Source organism: Variovorax sp. YR750 (assembly GCF_900109805.1).
In the GTDB taxonomy this organism is placed as follows: domain Bacteria; phylum Pseudomonadota; class Gammaproteobacteria; order Burkholderiales; family Burkholderiaceae_C; genus Variovorax; species Variovorax gossypii.
In genome coordinates this window covers 498,459-513,689 of the sequence record NZ_FOBJ01000003.1, presented here as the reverse complement: position 1 = coordinate 513,689, position 15,231 = coordinate 498,459, and the positions used below count along the sequence as shown (strand labels likewise).

The 15,231-nt window shown below is 66.5% G+C and carries 17 protein-coding genes; 11 read left to right on the top strand and 6 right to left on the bottom strand.

What is annotated here, in order from left to right; all coding sequences use genetic code 11:
• Positions 1-10: 10 nt before the first annotated feature.
• On the bottom strand, positions 11-1,003 hold the full coding sequence (locus BMY35_RS08845; protein WP_093197010.1) for a LysR substrate-binding domain-containing protein: 993 nt from the start codon (positions 1,001-1,003) through the stop codon (positions 11-13).
• Here BMY35_RS08845 and BMY35_RS08840 point away from each other — a divergent pair.
• Positions 957-2,585: an MFS transporter gene (locus BMY35_RS08840; RefSeq protein WP_256228266.1), complete on the top strand. Its 1,629-nt coding sequence runs from the start codon at positions 957-959 to the stop codon at positions 2,583-2,585. The genes BMY35_RS08845 and BMY35_RS08840 overlap by 47 nt on opposite strands.
• Positions 2,586-2,617: 32 nt before the next feature.
• Here BMY35_RS08840 and BMY35_RS37610 read toward each other — a convergent pair whose 3' ends face one another.
• The 3 genes from BMY35_RS37610 to BMY35_RS37605 all read right to left on the bottom strand — a co-directional run bounded on the left by BMY35_RS37610 (position 2,618) and on the right by BMY35_RS37605 (position 4,743).
• Entirely contained in the window at positions 2,618-2,995 is a 378-nt protein-coding gene (locus BMY35_RS37610; RefSeq protein ID WP_143080662.1) for a hypothetical protein, read from the bottom strand.
• A gap of 73 nt (positions 2,996-3,068) precedes the next feature.
• Positions 3,069-4,073, bottom strand: a complete 1,005-nt coding sequence (locus BMY35_RS08835; RefSeq protein ID WP_093197006.1) for a M35 family metalloendopeptidase — start codon at positions 4,071-4,073, stop codon at positions 3,069-3,071.
• 142 nt (positions 4,074-4,215) lie between these two features.
• Entirely contained in the window at positions 4,216-4,743 is a 528-nt protein-coding gene (locus BMY35_RS37605; protein ID WP_143080661.1) for a hypothetical protein, read from the bottom strand.
• Positions 4,744-4,989: 246 nt separating this feature from the next.
• On the opposite strand from BMY35_RS37605, the gene BMY35_RS08830 reads away from it, so the two are divergent.
• Complete coding sequence (locus tag BMY35_RS08830; protein WP_093197004.1) at positions 4,990-5,559, top strand: DUF3455 domain-containing protein; 570 nt, start codon at positions 4,990-4,992, stop codon at positions 5,557-5,559.
• Between the two features lie 12 nt (positions 5,560-5,571).
• Here the strand turns inward: BMY35_RS08830 and BMY35_RS08825 are convergent, their stop codons facing one another.
• Positions 5,572-6,759, bottom strand: coding sequence for an MFS transporter (locus tag BMY35_RS08825; protein ID WP_093197002.1), 1,188 nt, complete (start codon positions 6,757-6,759; stop codon positions 5,572-5,574).
• Positions 6,760-6,844: 85 nt separating this feature from the next.
• Here BMY35_RS08825 and BMY35_RS08820 point away from each other — a divergent pair, with 85 nt between their 5' ends.
• A complete protein-coding gene (locus BMY35_RS08820; protein WP_093197001.1) occupies positions 6,845-7,474 on the top strand; it encodes a 2-hydroxychromene-2-carboxylate isomerase in 630 nt (209 codons plus the stop codon).
• Positions 7,475-7,496: 22 nt separating this feature from the next.
• Entirely contained in the window at positions 7,497-7,838 is a 342-nt protein-coding gene (locus BMY35_RS08815) for a hypothetical protein (RefSeq protein WP_093196999.1), read from the top strand.
• Between the two features lie 25 nt (positions 7,839-7,863).
• On the opposite strand, the gene BMY35_RS08810 is transcribed toward BMY35_RS08815, so the two are convergent.
• Positions 7,864-8,775, bottom strand: coding sequence for a LysR family transcriptional regulator (locus BMY35_RS08810; protein WP_093196996.1), 912 nt, complete (start codon positions 8,773-8,775; stop codon positions 7,864-7,866).
• A gap of 178 nt (positions 8,776-8,953) precedes the next feature.
• Here BMY35_RS08810 and BMY35_RS08805 point away from each other — a divergent pair, with 178 nt between their 5' ends.
• The 7 genes from BMY35_RS08805 to BMY35_RS08775 all read left to right on the top strand — a co-directional run bounded on the left by BMY35_RS08805 (position 8,954) and on the right by BMY35_RS08775 (position 15,218).
• A complete protein-coding gene (locus tag BMY35_RS08805) occupies positions 8,954-9,607 on the top strand; it encodes a hydrolase (RefSeq protein ID WP_093196993.1) in 654 nt (217 codons plus the stop codon).
• A gap of 26 nt (positions 9,608-9,633) precedes the next feature.
• Positions 9,634-9,927, top strand: a complete 294-nt coding sequence (locus BMY35_RS08800; protein ID WP_093197258.1) for a DUF1427 family protein — start codon at positions 9,634-9,636, stop codon at positions 9,925-9,927.
• Positions 9,928-10,022: 95 nt separating this feature from the next.
• Positions 10,023-11,918, top strand: coding sequence for an amidohydrolase (locus BMY35_RS08795; protein ID WP_218152978.1), 1,896 nt, complete (start codon positions 10,023-10,025; stop codon positions 11,916-11,918).
• A gap of 8 nt (positions 11,919-11,926) precedes the next feature.
• Entirely contained in the window at positions 11,927-12,325 is a 399-nt protein-coding gene (locus BMY35_RS08790; RefSeq protein ID WP_093197255.1) for a DoxX family protein, read from the top strand.
• Positions 12,318-13,919 carry an MFS transporter gene (locus BMY35_RS08785; protein WP_093196988.1) on the top strand — a complete coding sequence of 534 codons (1,602 nt, stop codon included), beginning with the start codon at positions 12,318-12,320 and terminating at the stop codon, positions 13,917-13,919. The genes BMY35_RS08790 and BMY35_RS08785 overlap by 8 nt, the downstream gene beginning before the upstream one ends.
• A gap of 102 nt (positions 13,920-14,021) precedes the next feature.
• Positions 14,022-14,843, top strand: a complete 822-nt coding sequence (locus BMY35_RS08780) for an alpha/beta fold hydrolase (RefSeq protein WP_093196985.1) — start codon at positions 14,022-14,024, stop codon at positions 14,841-14,843.
• Positions 14,844-14,903: 60 nt separating this feature from the next.
• The gene (locus BMY35_RS08775) at positions 14,904-15,218 is read left to right on the top strand and encodes a GNAT family N-acetyltransferase (RefSeq protein WP_093196983.1); all 315 of its coding nucleotides are present in this window, start codon (positions 14,904-14,906) and stop codon (positions 15,216-15,218) included.
• Positions 15,219-15,231: the final 13 nt, after the last annotated feature.

Sequence of the window (15,231 nt, the reverse complement as noted above, 5' to 3'; positions counted from 1 at the left end):
GCCAGGATCGTCAGGCGGCCGCCCCGTCTGGCTGGCCCTCGCCACGATCTTTCATCTCCCCCAGCAGCCACTCCCGAAACGCCACGACCCGCGCGTCCTCGCTGCTCTCCTGCGGGCACACCAGGTAGTACGCATACGGCTGCGCCATGCGCACGCCGACGTCGAACAGCCGCACCAGCCGCCCCTGCGCCAGGTCGCCCGCGATCATGTCCAGGTCGGCCAGCCCCACGGCGCCGCTTTCGAGCACGGCCTGCACCACGAAGCTCGAATCGGTAAAACCCACGAGGCGGCTGTCGTCGATGTCGTTGCTGTCCACGCCGGCCGCGGCCATCCACATGCGCCAGTCGGGCCAGGTCATGGTGTCGGTCTTCCAGTCGACAAAGCAGAGCGTGAGGTTGTGGCGCAGCAGGTCGCGCGGCTCGTTCAGCGGCGGCCCGGTCTCGATGAGCCTGGGGCTGCACACGGGCACGATGAGGGTGTCGAACAGCCGGTCGGCGCGCGCGCCTTCATAGCTGCCGATGCCGAAGCGGATGGCAATGTCGATGTCGTCGGCCTCGAAGTCACGCAGCTCGTCGGTGATGTCGAAGCTCAGTTCCAGGCCCGGGTTGGCGGCCCTGAACTTCGGCAGCCTCGGCAGCAGCCAGTTGGTGGCGAAGCGCGCGCTGAGCGACACGCGCAGGTGCGCCGCGCTGCGCGTGAGCTTGCGCGCGCGGCCGGCGGCGCGGTGCAGGCTGTCGAGCGCGTCGGCGGTGGCCTCGAACATCACGGCGCCGGCGGGCGTGAGCTGGATGCTGCGGCTGGTGCGCGTGAAGAGCACCACGCCGAGCTGGTCTTCGATTTCCTTGATCTGGTAGCTCACGGCCGCGGGCGTCAGCCCCACCTCGTCGGCCGCGCGCGTGAAGTTCAGGTGCCGCGCGGCCGCCTCGAAGGTGCGCAGGGCGCGGGTGCCGGGGAGCATGCGGCTGTTGCCGTTGCTGCTATTGCTGCTGCTGTTGTTCGTCATCGGCGTGGATGCCATCGATCTTCAAGCTCCGTTTGACGGTTTGTTGAGAACTACTCGTTTCTCATCGCGGGGCGGGCGCGGGACGATCGGGCCAATCAAGAAACCATGGATTGATTGGAGCAATCGGATGTCTGCCAGCCTGAACCCGTGCGACGCGCGCCCTGACGATGGAGGCGTTGTTGATGTTGTTGTTGACGCCGCGACGGAGAAAAACAAGGACCCCCTGCATTGGCCCGCGCGCATGTGGATCGCGCTGCTCATCTTCAGCGGCGTGATTCTGCTCGATGGGCTCGACATCTCGATGATCGCGGTGGCAATCCCCGAGATCCAGCATGCCTTCGGCATCGGCGCGGCCACAGCGCAGTGGCTGGTCAGCGCGTACATCCTGGCCTTCGGCGGTTTTCTGCTGCTGGGCGGGCGCTGCGCCGACCTGTTCGGCCGAAGGCGCGTGCTGGTGACGGGGCTGGCGGTGTTCGCGCTGGTGTCGGTGGGCGGCGCCTTCGCCACCGACGCGGGGTTGCTGATCGTCTCGCGTTTCGTCAAAGGCATGGCGGCGGGCTTCACCGGGCCGGCCGCGATGTCGCTGCTGACCACCACCTTTGCCGAAGGGCCGGCGCGCAACAAGGCCTTCGGCATCTTCAATCTGTTCGAGGCCTCGGGGTACTCGTCGGGCCTGCTCATCGGCGGGCTGCTGGCGGCGCTGAACTGGCGCTACATCTTCGTGCTGCCGATTCCGGTCGCGGTGCTGCTGTTGCTGGCCGCGCTGCGCTACCTGCCGCCCGATGCGCCGCGCGGGAAAGGGCAGCAGCGGCCGCGCCTCGACATCGGCGGCGCCGTCACGCTGGTGGCGGGCATGCTGCTGATGGTGTTCACCGTGGTGTCGGTGGAAGAGGCGGGCTGGTCGTCACCGCGCACCGTCATCGGCTTCGCGGTGGCCGCGGCGCTGCTGGTGGCCTTCGTCGTCATCGAACGCACGGTGAAAGAGCCGCTGGTGCGGCTGGGCATCTTTCGCAACCGCGGACTGGTGGCCGCCAACATCAGCGCCGCGCTGCTGTACGGCGGCGCGATGGGCTTCCAGTTTCTGATCGCGCTGTACCTGCAGAACATCCAGGGCTGGAAGCCGTGGCAGATGGCGCTGGTGCTGTTGCCGGCGGGCCTGATGGTGGTGGTGATCGGCCCGAAGATCGGCGCGCTCATCAGCCGCTTCGGCGTAACGCGCGTGCTGATGGTCGGCCTGCTGGCATTCGTGCCGTGCTACCTGCTGATGCTGCGCATCGGGCCCGAGCCCGACCTGTGGGGCGTGCTGCTGCCGGCTTCGGTGCTGTGGGGCCTGGGGTTCGCGCTGAGCATCTCGGCGCTGATGGTGGCGGGGACGAACGGCGTGGCCGACGATGAGCAGGGGCTGGCGGCTGGGCTGCTGAACAGCTCGCTGCAGGTGGGTGGGGCTTGCGGGTTGGCGGTGCTGACTGCGGCGATTGGGCCTGGGACGGAGTTGGGGATGCTCTATGCGGGGGTGTGGGTGATTCTCGGGTTTGCTGTGTTGACGTTGGTGGCACAGGGGGTGGGCCTCAAGCGGAGTTAGTCGACCTGCAGGGCAGGTCGACCCGTCTTGCATCAGCGCTCCAAACCATCCGGTCGGCCGGGATTGCACCCTGGCAGCTTCGAGGTCTTGAGGTTCGGATAAAGCTGTATCGCCGCGAAGTCGTTGACCTCAGAGTCTGTACTCTTTCTCTCTCGGTAGCTATGCGAAAACTGCTCGACCTTGATGGGCACGGGAAAGAGGCCCGTCAACGCACGCGTCGTGTTGTCGGCTCGCACTCTTGCGAGCCGCATCGCGTCTTCCGATGTTCTGCTCGGCAACTTGACAGTCGCTCCAGCTTCTACGCCGGCACTTTCATAAATTGCGAACATCGCGTCGGCACGACTGACCCAACCCATCAGCCGTTCGATCTGGGCCTGATCGAGTTCAGCAGAACCATCTGCAAACGTCAAAGTGATCTGAATGATTCGCTGACATGCCGCGACGTGGCTGCAAGCTGCGACCAGAGTCAGTATCAGAAGCCACTTAGCTCGCATAGAAGACCTCACCCCACACAACATAGCCGGCAATACTGTCCGCGTTTCTTTTCATTCCCGCTGGGTCGCGTCTTGCTGCCGCACGAGATTGGCTCAAGTGATAAAGCGTATCGAGGCTGCTAAAAGTGTCGTCGAAGTGCGTTACTTCGTGGATGAGCGTCGAGAGCTGTGAATCATGAGTTGCGGAAAGGTCTCGCAGATCGCAAAACGGGATATTGATTGCGATGGTTCGCGTTGCAAGATCCGGCTTGCAAACCATTGCAATCGTCTCATCGTCATACTTGGGCACGATGCAGCTGAGCCCTTTCCCTTCAGGCGTAAGCCGAATGAAGTTCTTGCAGGTCATCCCTTTCAGCACGCTTTCGCACGATGCCAAGCCTTTCCGTAGGTATTCCCGCATTGAGTGGTCTGCGACACCAAACCACTCTTCTACCCTCGAAATGTCATCGCCATTCCAGCGTTCCAACTCGGGGAGGCGCTTCTGCGCAATGAGATAGATTGCCTTGTCTCGCAATTCCAGCATCTTGTCGCAGAACTGCTTGTTGGTCATGTTGGGGCAGATTTTTTCCGTCTGCTCGGCTTCGCGAGGATGCTTGACGACGGCATCAACCAGCTTCTTGCTTGCAGCAACCGTCTCGGGATCTCCAGAAAACCATCCTGGCGATGCGATCAGATTGCTGTTCAAACCCGCGTGCGCGGTGTGAGCGCCGTCGTCGTACTCTGCTGAATGCGGCTGCGCGGAGATGATCGGTTGGGGGGCCGGGCATTGGCACACGACTACGTCGCCCTCCAGTGCTATCTCCGCTATGAACTGCGGACGCCGTGGCCCTCCGGCCTTGGCGATGATGCCAATGCCGTTGCAGCCTTCGCAGTAGGCCCTGCCTCCGATCAAGGCGACTCGATGGCCGTGCATATCGATCATCGGGCCGTCGTAAGGCAACACTCGGCCGCCGGTAGTCGGCGGATCGCCGACTACGAGAAATTTGCGCATCATCCTGAAACCTCCCTGTTGTGTCCGGGAGTTGTAGAAGGATGTCAGTGTTGACACTGTGGACTAGTGTCAGCCGCCTAGAAATTTTTCACGGGCATCGGCGTTTTGATTGGAAGAACGCGTCTCTCTATGTAGCGCTTTTTCCTCATCGCGGCGAAGGCGGCTTGTAAAGCGGGTCGTCCCTTTGACAAGGGCATTCGTGCGGACATGCCGGCAGGAATTCGACGTCCACGCCAAGCACGCTTTGCTGCTTCTCTCCTCTCAGGTTCTTTGACGAAGAAGGCGCGACCACATGGGACCGCTCAGGGAGCCGGACCTTCGCCTCTTCAAGTCCAAGGTTGTCCCTGAGAACACGGGCGACGTTGTGTGCACGTTCCATTCCCAGGCTATTGGATGGATGCTCCCCGGGCTCGGTCATCGCGTGGAGGGTGATGGACCCATGGTTCGGATACATCACCCGAAGATCCGTCATCCAGTGCGCCAGTTTCGACACCCGTGCGGCGGACACAGAGGCGGAGTTCTTTTCGAAGTACACGTAGGCGGCCTTGATCGGGCTGCATGCGTGAGCGAAGGAAGCGGCCGACATCGCGAGGGCGACAGTCAAAAGCCGCAAGCCGGGTTTGCACGCTGCAAAACGGTGCCTGCGACTCATGCCGTGAAGTTCTCGATCCATTCAGTACCCCTGTTGAGTTGATGACCCGAGAGGTGTACGCGCCAACGCCGGAAATCACTGTTGTCTATCGTCAATCCTCCGCTCGTATTTCACGGCCCGACTCGCATTCGATTTGTGCGGGCCTTACCCCCACAACAAAAAGGTGAAATCCCCCCGCTGCATCCGAACCCCTCTCCAGTGCGTAAACGCCCCAGCAGCGAGGAGCTGCTGCCGTCCGTCTACCCATCTACAACCAGGAGAACCCTCATGCACACCACCCGTCTCATCGCCGCGCTCGGCGTCGTCCCGGCCGCTGCCGTGCTCGTAACCGCATGCGGCTCGATGTCTTCAGGCTCCATGGCCCCAGCGTTCAACCAGTCGAGCCTTCCGCCGACGATCCAGGTGCCGGCCGGCAACAAGGTCGCCATGGAAACCGTGGGCAAGGGCGACATCACCTACGAGTGCCGCGACAAGGCCAATGCGCCCGGCCAGACCGAATGGGTGTTCGTCGGCCCCGACGCCAAGCTGTGGGACCGCGGCGGCAAGCAGGTCGGCAAGTACTACGGCCCGCCGGCCACCTGGGAGTCGAACGATGGCTCGAAGCTCACGGCCACGCAGCTGGCGGTGGCGCCTTCGGGGCCAACGAGCCTGCCGTTCCAGCTCGTCAAGGCGAATCCGGCCGTGGGCACCGGTGCGATGACGGGCGTGACCTACATCCAGCGCGTGGCATTGCAGGGCGGTGTGGCGCCGGCGAACGTGCCGTGCACGCCGGCCACCAAGGGCCAGAAACAGGTCGTGCAGTACCAGGCCGACTACATCTTCTGGAAGGCGTCCTGAGTGGAAAGGCGGTCAGGCCTGCGTGGCGCCGGTCTTCCTGCGGGCGACCACGGCTGAAACAGCACCGATCGCCCCCACCAGCAAGCACACCGCAAAGATCACCCCGCGCGTCTGCGTCGCATCCGCGAACGCGCCGACGATCAGCCCGGCCAGCGGCTGTGTCAGGTTGTTCAGCAGCACGATCACGCCGGTGGTCTTGCCGTAGTCCTGCGCCGGAATGATCCGCTGGCGGTGGATGCGGATGTAGATGCTGAACATCTTGTCGAAGCCGATCACCAGCAGGAAGCCGGCCGCATAGCCCCAGTGGCTGGTGCTCGCGGCGGTGAGCAGGCCGCCGGCCAGTATCAACGCGTAGGCGGTGACGCCCATGCGCCTGAGCGGAATCGATCCCCGGATGATCGCCAGCAGGATCGCGATGGTGGCGACGGCCCCGAGCGTCTGCAGCCCGGCGTAGTAGGTGGCCGAGCGCTGGTGCAGGCCGGTGACCATCGCGGCGGCGGATGCCAGCGTGGTGCCGAGCATCAGGTTGACGCCGGAGGTGAGCATGGTCAGGCGCAGCAGCCCTGGCAGGCGCAGCACGTGGCCGAGGGCCGTCACGATGGGCTGCAGGAAGTGGCCCGGCGCGCCCTGCGGCTGGTGCAGCTGCACGGAGTTGCCTCGGCGCCAGTACGAAGTGGCGACGTCGGCCAGCAGGAAGAAACCTGCGGCCGCGCCGACCACCGCCTGCCACGGCCACAGCGCGAACAGGGCCGCTGCCACCAGCGGGCCGAGCACGGTGCCGGTCTGCTCGGCGGTCTGCGCATAGGCCAGCACTTTGTCGAAGCCGTGCTGCGTGGCGATCTGCGGCAGCATCACTTCGCGGGCCATCACGCCCTGGGTGGTGAGCACGCCGCACACCGCCGAGAGGCCGACCAGCCAGCCGATGCCGCCGATGGCCTCGTTGGCCAGCACGCCGAGCACGCAGATCAGCGCGCGAAGAATCTGGCTGCCGCGCAGCAGCTTCAGGGGCGACACCCGGTCGCACAGCGCGCCGCAGACGGGAAACGACAGAAAGCGCGGCAGCGTCTCGGCAGCGAAGGCGTAGCCGGACCACGCCACGTCCTGCGTCACCTGGAACACCACCAGCGGCACCAGGAACAGCAGGATCTGGTCGGCGAGCCGGGAGAGGAACAGCGAGAAAAGAAAGGCCGGGAACTTCATCGCGCCGTCATGTCCCGCGCAGACCCCGAGGGGAGAAGGGTGGAAGGCGCGGCGAGGGCGGGCATGCGCTGAAGATAATCGAAACATGATCGCGCTCGACTGCTACTACAGCCTCTCCTCCCCCTGGGCCTACCTCGGCGGCCCGCAACTTCAAGACATCGTGCGCCGCCACCACGTGCGGCTCACGCTCAAGCCCTACGACTTCCAGGCCGTGGTGCCGCAGACCGGCGGCATTCCGCTGAAGACGCGCCCCGAGCCGCGCCGCACGTACCACGCGCTCGAGCTCGCGCGCTGGAGCGACTACCTCGGCATGCCGATGAACCTCGAGCCCGCGCACTACCCGAAGGGCGCGCCCACCGATCCGAACTGGAACAAGTACCCGGGCTGGATGGTGATCGCCGCCCAGCTGAAGGGCCTCGACGCGCAACCGCTGTCGCACGCGCTGCTTCGCGCGCTGTGGGCCGAGGAGCGCGACACCTCGAAGGCCGAGGTGCGCATCGCCGTGGCCGACGAGAACGGCTACGACGGCGCCTCGCTTCAGGCGATGGAGCAGTCGGCCGAGGTGCTGGCGATGTACCGCGCCAACAGCGCCGAAGCGGTGGAGGCGGGCGTGTTCGGCGCGCCGACCTTCATCCTGAACGGCGAGCGCTTCTGGGGACAGGACCGGCTCGCGTTTCTCGACCGGGCGCTGGACAAGTTGCGCGCGGCGGGCTGAGCGCCCTGCAAAGGCCGAGTCGATGATCGACCGTATCGTGTCGAAGCACGGAGAGGTCTTTGCCGTCATCGACTACAGGGCCGACGAAGACATCCCGTACTGTTTCTCCGCCCGGGTTCTCGAGAACCGGTTTCCGCAAGAGCTGGTCGCGCTCATCGATGAGTACAACGGCCTCGTCGACGACGGCGTGCTTTCGCTGCTCGACGATGTCGAAGAGCAGATCTACGCCTACGGGCTGAGGTTGATCGATCTCGACGAGAAGCTGTTCTGCATCCGTCTGGATGACGAGACTTCCATGTGGTTCTTTACGAGATATCCGACGGCTGGCGGTTTCGTGTCCGACTATCCGAGAGCATCCGGATAGGTCCAGAAGGCGTCGCCGCATCGACTCAGAAGGCCGACCGCGGCAGCAACGCCGGTATCAGCGTGCGGTTCATCCGCTCGCGCCACCAGCGCAGCGCCTGTCCCTGTGCACCGGTCTTCCAGGCCAGCCAGAAGGCTTCGGGAGCACGCGGCTCCTCGGTGGCTAGCTCGACCAGCGTGCCGCGCTTCAGCTCGTCCGCGATGCAGGCGCGCGGCAAGAAGCCGTGGCCCAGTCCGGCCACCTGGCAGGCGATCTTCGCGGGCATCGAGGGCACGGTGATGCGCGGCTGGCCGGCCAGCAGGCCGACGGTGCGTTCCGAGAGCGTGCGTGCGCTGTCGCCCACCACGATGGCGTTGCACTCCAGCAGGTCGCCGCGCTGCAGCGGCCGGCCCAGGCGCGTGAGCGGGTGTGTGGGCGCCACGCAGAAGGCGAAGTCGAGGCTGCCCACGGTCACGGCCTGGTAGCCGCCGCCGGCCGGGCCGTCGCCGGCGGCGATGACGATGTCGGCGCGGCCCTCGCGCAAAGCCTCCCAGCTGCCGGTGAGCGCCTCGCAGCCGATGCGCAGCCGCGTGCCGCAGCGCAGGTCTTCGAAGGCGCGGATGTCGCCGATGAGGGCCTGCGTGGGAATGAGCGAGTCGTGCACCAGGCGGATCTCCGACTCGTAGCCGGTGGCGATCTGGCGCATGCGCGATTCGAGGTCGCTCGCGGCGCCGAGCAGCCAGCGGCCTTCCTTGAGCATCTCTTCCCCGGCGGCGGTGAGGCTCACGCGCGGACCGTTGCGCTCGAAGATCAGCATGCCGAGCTGCTCCTCCAGCTTGCCCACGGCGTAGGAAATGGTGGAGGGCACCTTGTTCAGATGCGAGGCAGCCGCGGCGAAGGAGCCGTGGCGCGCGATGGCATCGACGATCTCGATGGCTTCCAGGCTGAGCTTGAGCATGCGATGGCCCGTGGAGGGTGGAAAATCTATGTTCGAAAAATTCGAACGTTGAATATGAAAAGTTTCGTCGATGACGGCCTCTGGGCCCACGATGATTCGTTCCATGCCAAGGAGATTTCTCTCCGGAAGCGATTGTGAATCAGATCGAACATTCAACCAACCCATAGGAGTTTTTCACATGTTCATCAAAGCCACCCCCACCGCCGGCGCCAAGCTGCTCACCCCCAGCGACCACACGCTGGTGATGATCGACTTCCAGTCGCAGATGGCCTTCGCCACGCACTCCATCGACGCCGTGAACCTGCGCAACAACGCCGCGCTGGTGGCGCAGGCGGCGGCCGGCTTCGGCGTGTCGACCATCCTCACGACGGTGGCCGAGAAGAGCTTCTCGGGCCCGATGTTCAGCGAGATCACTGACGCCTTCCCGGGCCAGAAGATGCTGGACCGCACCTCGATGAACACCTGGGAAGACGCCGCCGTGATCGAGCGCGTGAACCAGATCGGCAAGCCGCGCATCGTGCTGGCTGGCCTGTGGACCAGCGTGTGCATCGTCGGCCCGGCGCTGTCGGCGCTCGACCAGGGCTTCGAGGTGTACGTGATCGCCGACGCCTGCGGCGACGTGTCGACCGAGGCGCACAACCGCGCGATGGAGCGCATGGTGCAGGCCGGCGCGCAACCGATGACCTCGCTGCAATACCTGCTCGAGCTGCAGCGCGACTGGGCCCGCGGCGAGACCTACGAGCTGACCACCGGCATCGCGAAGAAGGTGGGCGGCGCCTACGGCCTGGGCGTGACCTACGCCAAGACCATGTTCGGCGCGCACGAGGGTTGATCGACAACACCGAGGCCGACGAGATCATGAAGCCCTATGTCCTGTCGCTCGCGCTCGGCCTCCTGGTCGGCGCGATCTACGCACTCTTCCAGGTGCGCTCGCCGGCGCCGCCGGTCATCGCCCTGGTGGGGCTTCTCGGGATCCTGCTCGGCGAGCAGATCCCGCCGCTCATCAAGAGCGTGATCAAGCCCGACACGGTGGCCACCTCGTGGCTGCACCACCAGGTCAAGCCGCACGTGTTCGGCGAACTGCCGAAGTGCGCGCAGCCGGCGGGCGCGAACACCGCCGAGGCCCCGTCCTCCGGAAAGCGCGACGCATGAACCCGTCCGCAGACCCCAGCCGCCGGCGCCTCCTCGGAGCGCTCGGCGCCACCCTCGCAGCCCCCGGCCTCGCGGTCGCCTCTTTCTCCGACACCATGACCACCAACACCGCAACCCCAGACCTGATCCTGCACAACGGCCGCTTCACCACGCTGGACCGCGCCAACCCGGTGGCCGACGCCGTGGCCATCAAGGACGGCCGCTTCACCCGCGTGGGCCGCGCCGAAGACGTGCTGCCGCTGGCCGGCGGCGCCACCCGCGTGATCGACCTGCAGGGCAAGCGCGTGCTGCCGGGGCTGATCGACAACCACCTGCACATCATCCGCGGCGGCCTGAACTTCAACATGGAGCTGCGCTGGGACGGCGTGCGCAGCCTGGCCGACGCCATGAACATGCTCAAGCGGCAGGTGGCGATCACGCCGGCGCCGCAGTGGGTGCGCGTGGTGGGCGGCTTCACCGAGCACCAGTTCGTGGAAAAGCGCCTGCCGACCATCGAGGAGCTGAACGCGGTGGCGCCCGACACGCCGGTCTTCATCCTGCACCTGTACGACCGCGCGCTGCTCAACGGCGCCGCGCTGCGCGCAGTGGGCTACACCAAGGACACGCCCGCGCCTCCCGGCGGCGAGATCGTGCGCGACAGCGCCGGCAACCCCACGGGCCTGCTGCTGGCCAAGCCCAACGCGGCCATCCTCTACGCCACGCTGGCCAAGGGCCCGAAGCTGCCCTTCGACTACCAGCTCAATTCCACGCGCCACTTCATGCGCGAGCTCAACCGCCTGGGCGTGACCGGTGCCATCGACGCGGGCGGCGGCAACCAGAACTATCCCGACGACTACGAAGTGATCCAGAAGCTCGCCGACGACGGCCAGCTCACCATCCGCCTGGCCTACAACCTGTTCACGCAGAAGCCCAAGCAGGAAAAGGAAGACTTCCTGAACTGGACCGCCAACTCCAAATACAAGCAGGGCGACGACTACTTCCGCCACAACGGCGCCGGCGAGATGCTGGTGTTCTCGGCCGCCGACTTCGAGGACTTCCGCCAGCCGCGCCCCGAGATGGCTCCCGAGATGGAAGGCGACCTCGAAGGCGTGGTGCGCATCCTGGCGCAGAACCGCTGGCCCTGGCGCATGCATGCCACCTACGACGAGACCATCAGCCGTTCGCTCGACGTGTTCGAGAAGGTCAATAAAGATACGCCGCTGGCCGGCCTGAACTGGTTCTTCGACCATGCCGAGACCATCTCCGAGAAGTCGATGGACCGCATCGCCGCGCTGGGCGGCGGCGTGGCCGTGCAGCACCGCATGGCCTACCAGGGCGAATACTTCGTGGAGCGCTACGGCGCCGTCGCTGCAGAGGCCACGCCGCCGGTCAAGCGCATGCTGGAGCGCGGCCTGAAGGTCTCGGCCGGCACCGACGCGACGCGGGTGGCCTCGTACAACCCGTGGGTGTCGCTGTCGTGGCTGGTCACGGGCAAGACGGTGGGCGGTCTGCAGATCACGCCGCAGCGCAACCTGCTCGACCGCGAACAGGCGCTGCGCATGTGGACCGAGAACGTCACGTGGTTCTCGAACGAGGAGGGCAAGAAGGGCCGCATCCAGGCCGGCCAGCTCGCCGACCTGGTGGTGCCCGACCGCGACTTCTTCGCCTGCCCCGAATCGGACATCGCCGATACGACCGCGCTGCTGACGATGGTGGGCGGCAAGGTGGTCTACGGCGCCGGTGTCTTCGCCTCGCACGACGAGGGCTCGGTGCCCCCGGCCATGCCCGACTGGTCGCCCGCGCGCACCTTCGGCGGCTATGCCGGCTGGGCCGACAAGAAGGAAGGCGCGCCGCTGCAGAAGGTGATGCGCAACGCTGCGATGTCCTGCGGCTGCGCCAACAACTGCAACGTGCACGGCCACAGCCACGCCACGGCCTGGAGCAGCAAGCTGCCCGTTGGCGACCTGAAGAGCTTCTGGGGCGCACTCGGCTGCGCATGCTGGGCGGTGTGAGGATGACGATGCGCTGGACAACCACACCCCTGCTGCGCTGGATCGCCCTGTTGCTGCTGTGCGCGGCCTACCTGCAGGGCGGCCTGCAGAAGGCCTTCGACTTCCCGGCGGCCATTGCCGAGATGAACCACTTCGGCCTCTCGCCCGCCGTCCCGATGGCGATCGCCGTGATCGTGCTGGAGCTCGGCGCCGCCGCGATGATCCTCACCGGCCGCCTGCGCTGGCTCGGCGCGCTGGCCCTGGCCGGCTTCACGCTGATGGCGACTTTCGTGGCGCTGCGCTTCTGGCAGATGCCCGTCGGGCAGGAGCGCTTCATGGCGGCAAACTCCTTCTTCGAACACCTGGGGCTGGTCGGCGGCTTCCTGCTCGTCGCCTGGCTCGACCTGAAGGAGCGTGCACATGTCTGATACCTCGCACGGCGCAACAGCGCCGGCTCCGCAACCGGGAGCCTTCGCGCCTCTTCGCCAGCCGGTCTTCGCGGTGCTCTGGGCCGCCACGGTGCTCGGCAACATCGGCAGCTTCATGCGCGACGTGGCCAGCTCGTGGCTGGTGACGGACCTGTCGGCCAGCCCGACGGCGGTGGCGCTGATCCAGACGGCGGCCACGCTGCCGATCTTCCTGCTGGCGATTCCGGCGGGCGTGCTGTCGGACATCCTCGACCGGCGGCGCTTCCTGATCTTCGTGCAACTGGTGCTGGCGGCGGTGAGCGGCACGCTGCTGGTGCTCTCGCACACCGGCGCGCTCACGGTGGAATACCTGATCGCGCTGACCTTCGTGGGCGGCATCGGCGCGGCGCTGATGGGGCCCACCTGGCAGTCGATCGTGCCCGAGCTGGTGCCGCGCTCCGACCTGAAGGGTGCCGTGGCGCTCAATTCGCTGGGCATCAACATCGCGCGCTCCATCGGGCCGGCGGCGGGCGGGCTCATCCTCGCGAGCTTCGGCGCGGCGGCCACCTACGGCATCGACGTGCTGAGCTATGTGTTCGTGATCGCGGCGCTGCTGTGGTGGAAGCGTCCGCCGGCTGGAGACACCGCGCTTTCGGAGAACTTCCTGGGCGCCTTCCGTGCCGGCATGCGCTACACCCGCGCCAGCAAGGAGCTGCACGTGGTGCTGCTGCGCGCGGCGGTGTTCTTCCTGTTCGCCAGCTCGGTGTGGGCGCTGCTGCCGCTGGTGGCGCGCCAGATGCTCGGCGGCAGCGCCGGCTTCTACGGCGTGCTGCTCGGCGCGGTGGGCGCCGGCGCCATCGGCGGCGCACTGGTGATGCCGCGCCTGCGTGCCCGGCTCGATGCCGACGGGATGATGCTGCTGGCCTCGCTGCTCACCGCCGCGGTGATGGGTGCGCTGGTCTTCGCGCCGCCCAAGTGGCTGGCCGTGGCGCTGCTGCTGGTGCTGGGCCTGGGCTGGATCGTGGCGCTGACCACGCTCAACAGCGTGGCCCAGTCGATCCTGCCGAACTGGGTGCGTGGGCGCGGCCTGGCCGTGTACCTGACGGTGTTCAACGGCGCGATGGCGGCCGGCAGCCTGGGCTGGGGCCTGGTGGCGCAGCAGGTCGGCGTGCCGATGACGCTGGTGGCCGGCGCCGTGGGGCTGGTGGTGGCGGGCCTGGTCTTCCACCGCGTGCGGCTGCCGGCCGGCGAGGCCGACCTGCAGGCCTCGAACCACTGGCCGGAGCCGCTGCTGGCCGAGCCGGTGGCGCACGACCGCGGGCCGGTGATGATCCAGGTCGAGTACCGCGTCCGCAAGGAGGACCGCCCTGCGTTCCTGGATGCGATGAAGCGCCTGTCCCTGGAGCGCCGCCGCGATGGCGCCTACGCCTGGGGCGTGCACGAGCACACGGCCGACCCGGAGCGGGTGATGGAGTGGTTCCTGGTCGAGTCGTGGGCGGAGCATCTGCGCCAGCACCACCGGGTGTCGCATGCCGACGCCGACCTGCAGAGCGACGTGCTGCGCTTCCACATCGGGCCGGACAAGCCCGAGGTGCATCACTTTCTTGCGCTCTGACTTTCTCCGGCGGCTACCGCCGGACTCGAGGAAAGACTTTCTTTCCTCCCTTCTTTCCCCGCACTTCACTTCACTTCACTTCACTTCACTTCACTGAAAACCATGACAACTCTCACACTGCGCGACGGCACCGAGCTCTACTACAAGGACTGGGGCTCGGGCCAGCCCATTCTCTTCAGCCACGGTTGGCCGCTCAGCGCCGACATGTGGGATGCCCAGATGCTGTTCTTCGCGGAACGCGGCTACCGCGTGATCGCATTCGACCGGCGCGGCTTCGGCCGCTCGAGCCAGCCGTGGACAGGCTATGACTACGACACCTTCGCCGACGACATCGCCGAGCTGATCGAGAAGCTCGACCTGAAGGACGTGATCCTCGCGGGCTTCTCGATGGGCGGCGGCGACGTGACGCGCTACATCGCGCGCAAGGGCAGCGCTCGCGTGGCCAAGCTCGCGCTCATCAGCGCCGTGACGCCGCTGTTCATGAAGACGGCCGACCACCCGGTGGGCCCCGACGCCTCGCTGTTCGCAGGTATCCGCGCCGGGCTGGCCGCCGATCGCCCGCAGTTCCTCGACGACTTCAGCACGCTCTTCTACGGCACCAATCGTCCCGGCGCCAAGGTGTCGCAGGGCGTCTTCAAGCAGACCCTGCAGATCGCGCTGCAGGCCTCGATCAAGGCCACCATCGACTGCGTGACCGCGTTCTCGGAAACCGACTTCCGCCCCGACATGGCCAAGATCGACGTGCCCACGCTCGTGATCCACGGTGACGACGACCAGGTCGTGCCCTTCGAGGCCACCGGCAAGCTCGCGGCCGAGATGATCAAGGGCAGCCAGCTCAAGGTCTACGCAGGCGCGCCGCACGCCACCTGCACCACCCACAAGGACCAGGTGAATGCCGACCTGCTGGCGTTCATCCAGGGCTGATCGTCCGTGGCGTCCGCGGCGCATGCGCGGACGCCTCCTTCCCCACCCGAGACCATCTTCATGACCACGCCTCCTACCCCCGTCGTCCAGGACAACCCATCGAAGCACCGTTTCGAGTTCGCATCGCAAGGCGAGCGCGCGGTCGCGATCTACACCCTTGCGGGCGACGTCATCACCTTCGTCCACACCCTGGTGCCCGAGGCGCTGCAAGGGCAGGGCGTCGCCAGGCAACTGGTGCTCGCGGGCCTGGCCTCCGCGCGCGAGCGCGGCCTGCGCGTCGTTCCGCAGTGCCCCGTGTTCGCCGCCTACATGCGCGCGCACCCCGAAACGCACGACCTGCTGTCCGACGAAGGCCGCGCGCTGCTCGGTCTCTGAGGCGCCCGGCTTC

What these genes read in the sequence shown, in the direction of transcription:
- BMY35_RS08805 (WP_093196993.1), top strand. Translation starts at nt 8,954, where the DNA reads ATGTTCATCAAAGCCACCCCCACCGCCGGCGCCAAGCTGCTCACCCCC.
- BMY35_RS08840 (WP_256228266.1), top strand. Translation starts at nt 957, where the DNA reads ATGCGGCTGTTGCCGTTGCTGCTATTGCTGCTGCTGTTGTTCGTCATC.
- BMY35_RS08790 (WP_093197255.1), top strand. Translation starts at nt 11,927, where the DNA reads ATGCGCTGGACAACCACACCCCTGCTGCGCTGGATCGCCCTGTTGCTG.
- BMY35_RS08830 (WP_093197004.1), top strand. Translation starts at nt 4,990, where the DNA reads ATGCACACCACCCGTCTCATCGCCGCGCTCGGCGTCGTCCCGGCCGCT.
- BMY35_RS08795 (WP_218152978.1), top strand. Translation starts at nt 10,023, where the DNA reads ATGACCACCAACACCGCAACCCCAGACCTGATCCTGCACAACGGCCGC.
- BMY35_RS08785 (WP_093196988.1), top strand. Translation starts at nt 12,318, where the DNA reads ATGTCTGATACCTCGCACGGCGCAACAGCGCCGGCTCCGCAACCGGGA.
- BMY35_RS08825 (WP_093197002.1), bottom strand. Translation starts at nt 6,759, where the DNA reads ATGAAGTTCCCGGCCTTTCTTTTCTCGCTGTTCCTCTCCCGGCTCGCC.
- BMY35_RS08780 (WP_093196985.1), top strand. Translation starts at nt 14,022, where the DNA reads ATGACAACTCTCACACTGCGCGACGGCACCGAGCTCTACTACAAGGAC.
- BMY35_RS08810 (WP_093196996.1), bottom strand. Translation starts at nt 8,775, where the DNA reads ATGCTCAAGCTCAGCCTGGAAGCCATCGAGATCGTCGATGCCATCGCG.
- BMY35_RS37605 (WP_143080661.1), bottom strand. Translation starts at nt 4,743, where the DNA reads ATGGATCGAGAACTTCACGGCATGAGTCGCAGGCACCGTTTTGCAGCG.
- BMY35_RS08800 (WP_093197258.1), top strand. Translation starts at nt 9,634, where the DNA reads ATGAAGCCCTATGTCCTGTCGCTCGCGCTCGGCCTCCTGGTCGGCGCG.
- BMY35_RS08775 (WP_093196983.1), top strand. Translation starts at nt 14,904, where the DNA reads ATGACCACGCCTCCTACCCCCGTCGTCCAGGACAACCCATCGAAGCAC.
- BMY35_RS08845 (WP_093197010.1), bottom strand. Translation starts at nt 1,003, where the DNA reads ATGACGAACAACAGCAGCAGCAATAGCAGCAACGGCAACAGCCGCATG.
- BMY35_RS08835 (WP_093197006.1), bottom strand. Translation starts at nt 4,073, where the DNA reads ATGATGCGCAAATTTCTCGTAGTCGGCGATCCGCCGACTACCGGCGGC.
- BMY35_RS08815 (WP_093196999.1), top strand. Translation starts at nt 7,497, where the DNA reads ATGATCGACCGTATCGTGTCGAAGCACGGAGAGGTCTTTGCCGTCATC.
- BMY35_RS08820 (WP_093197001.1), top strand. Translation starts at nt 6,845, where the DNA reads ATGATCGCGCTCGACTGCTACTACAGCCTCTCCTCCCCCTGGGCCTAC.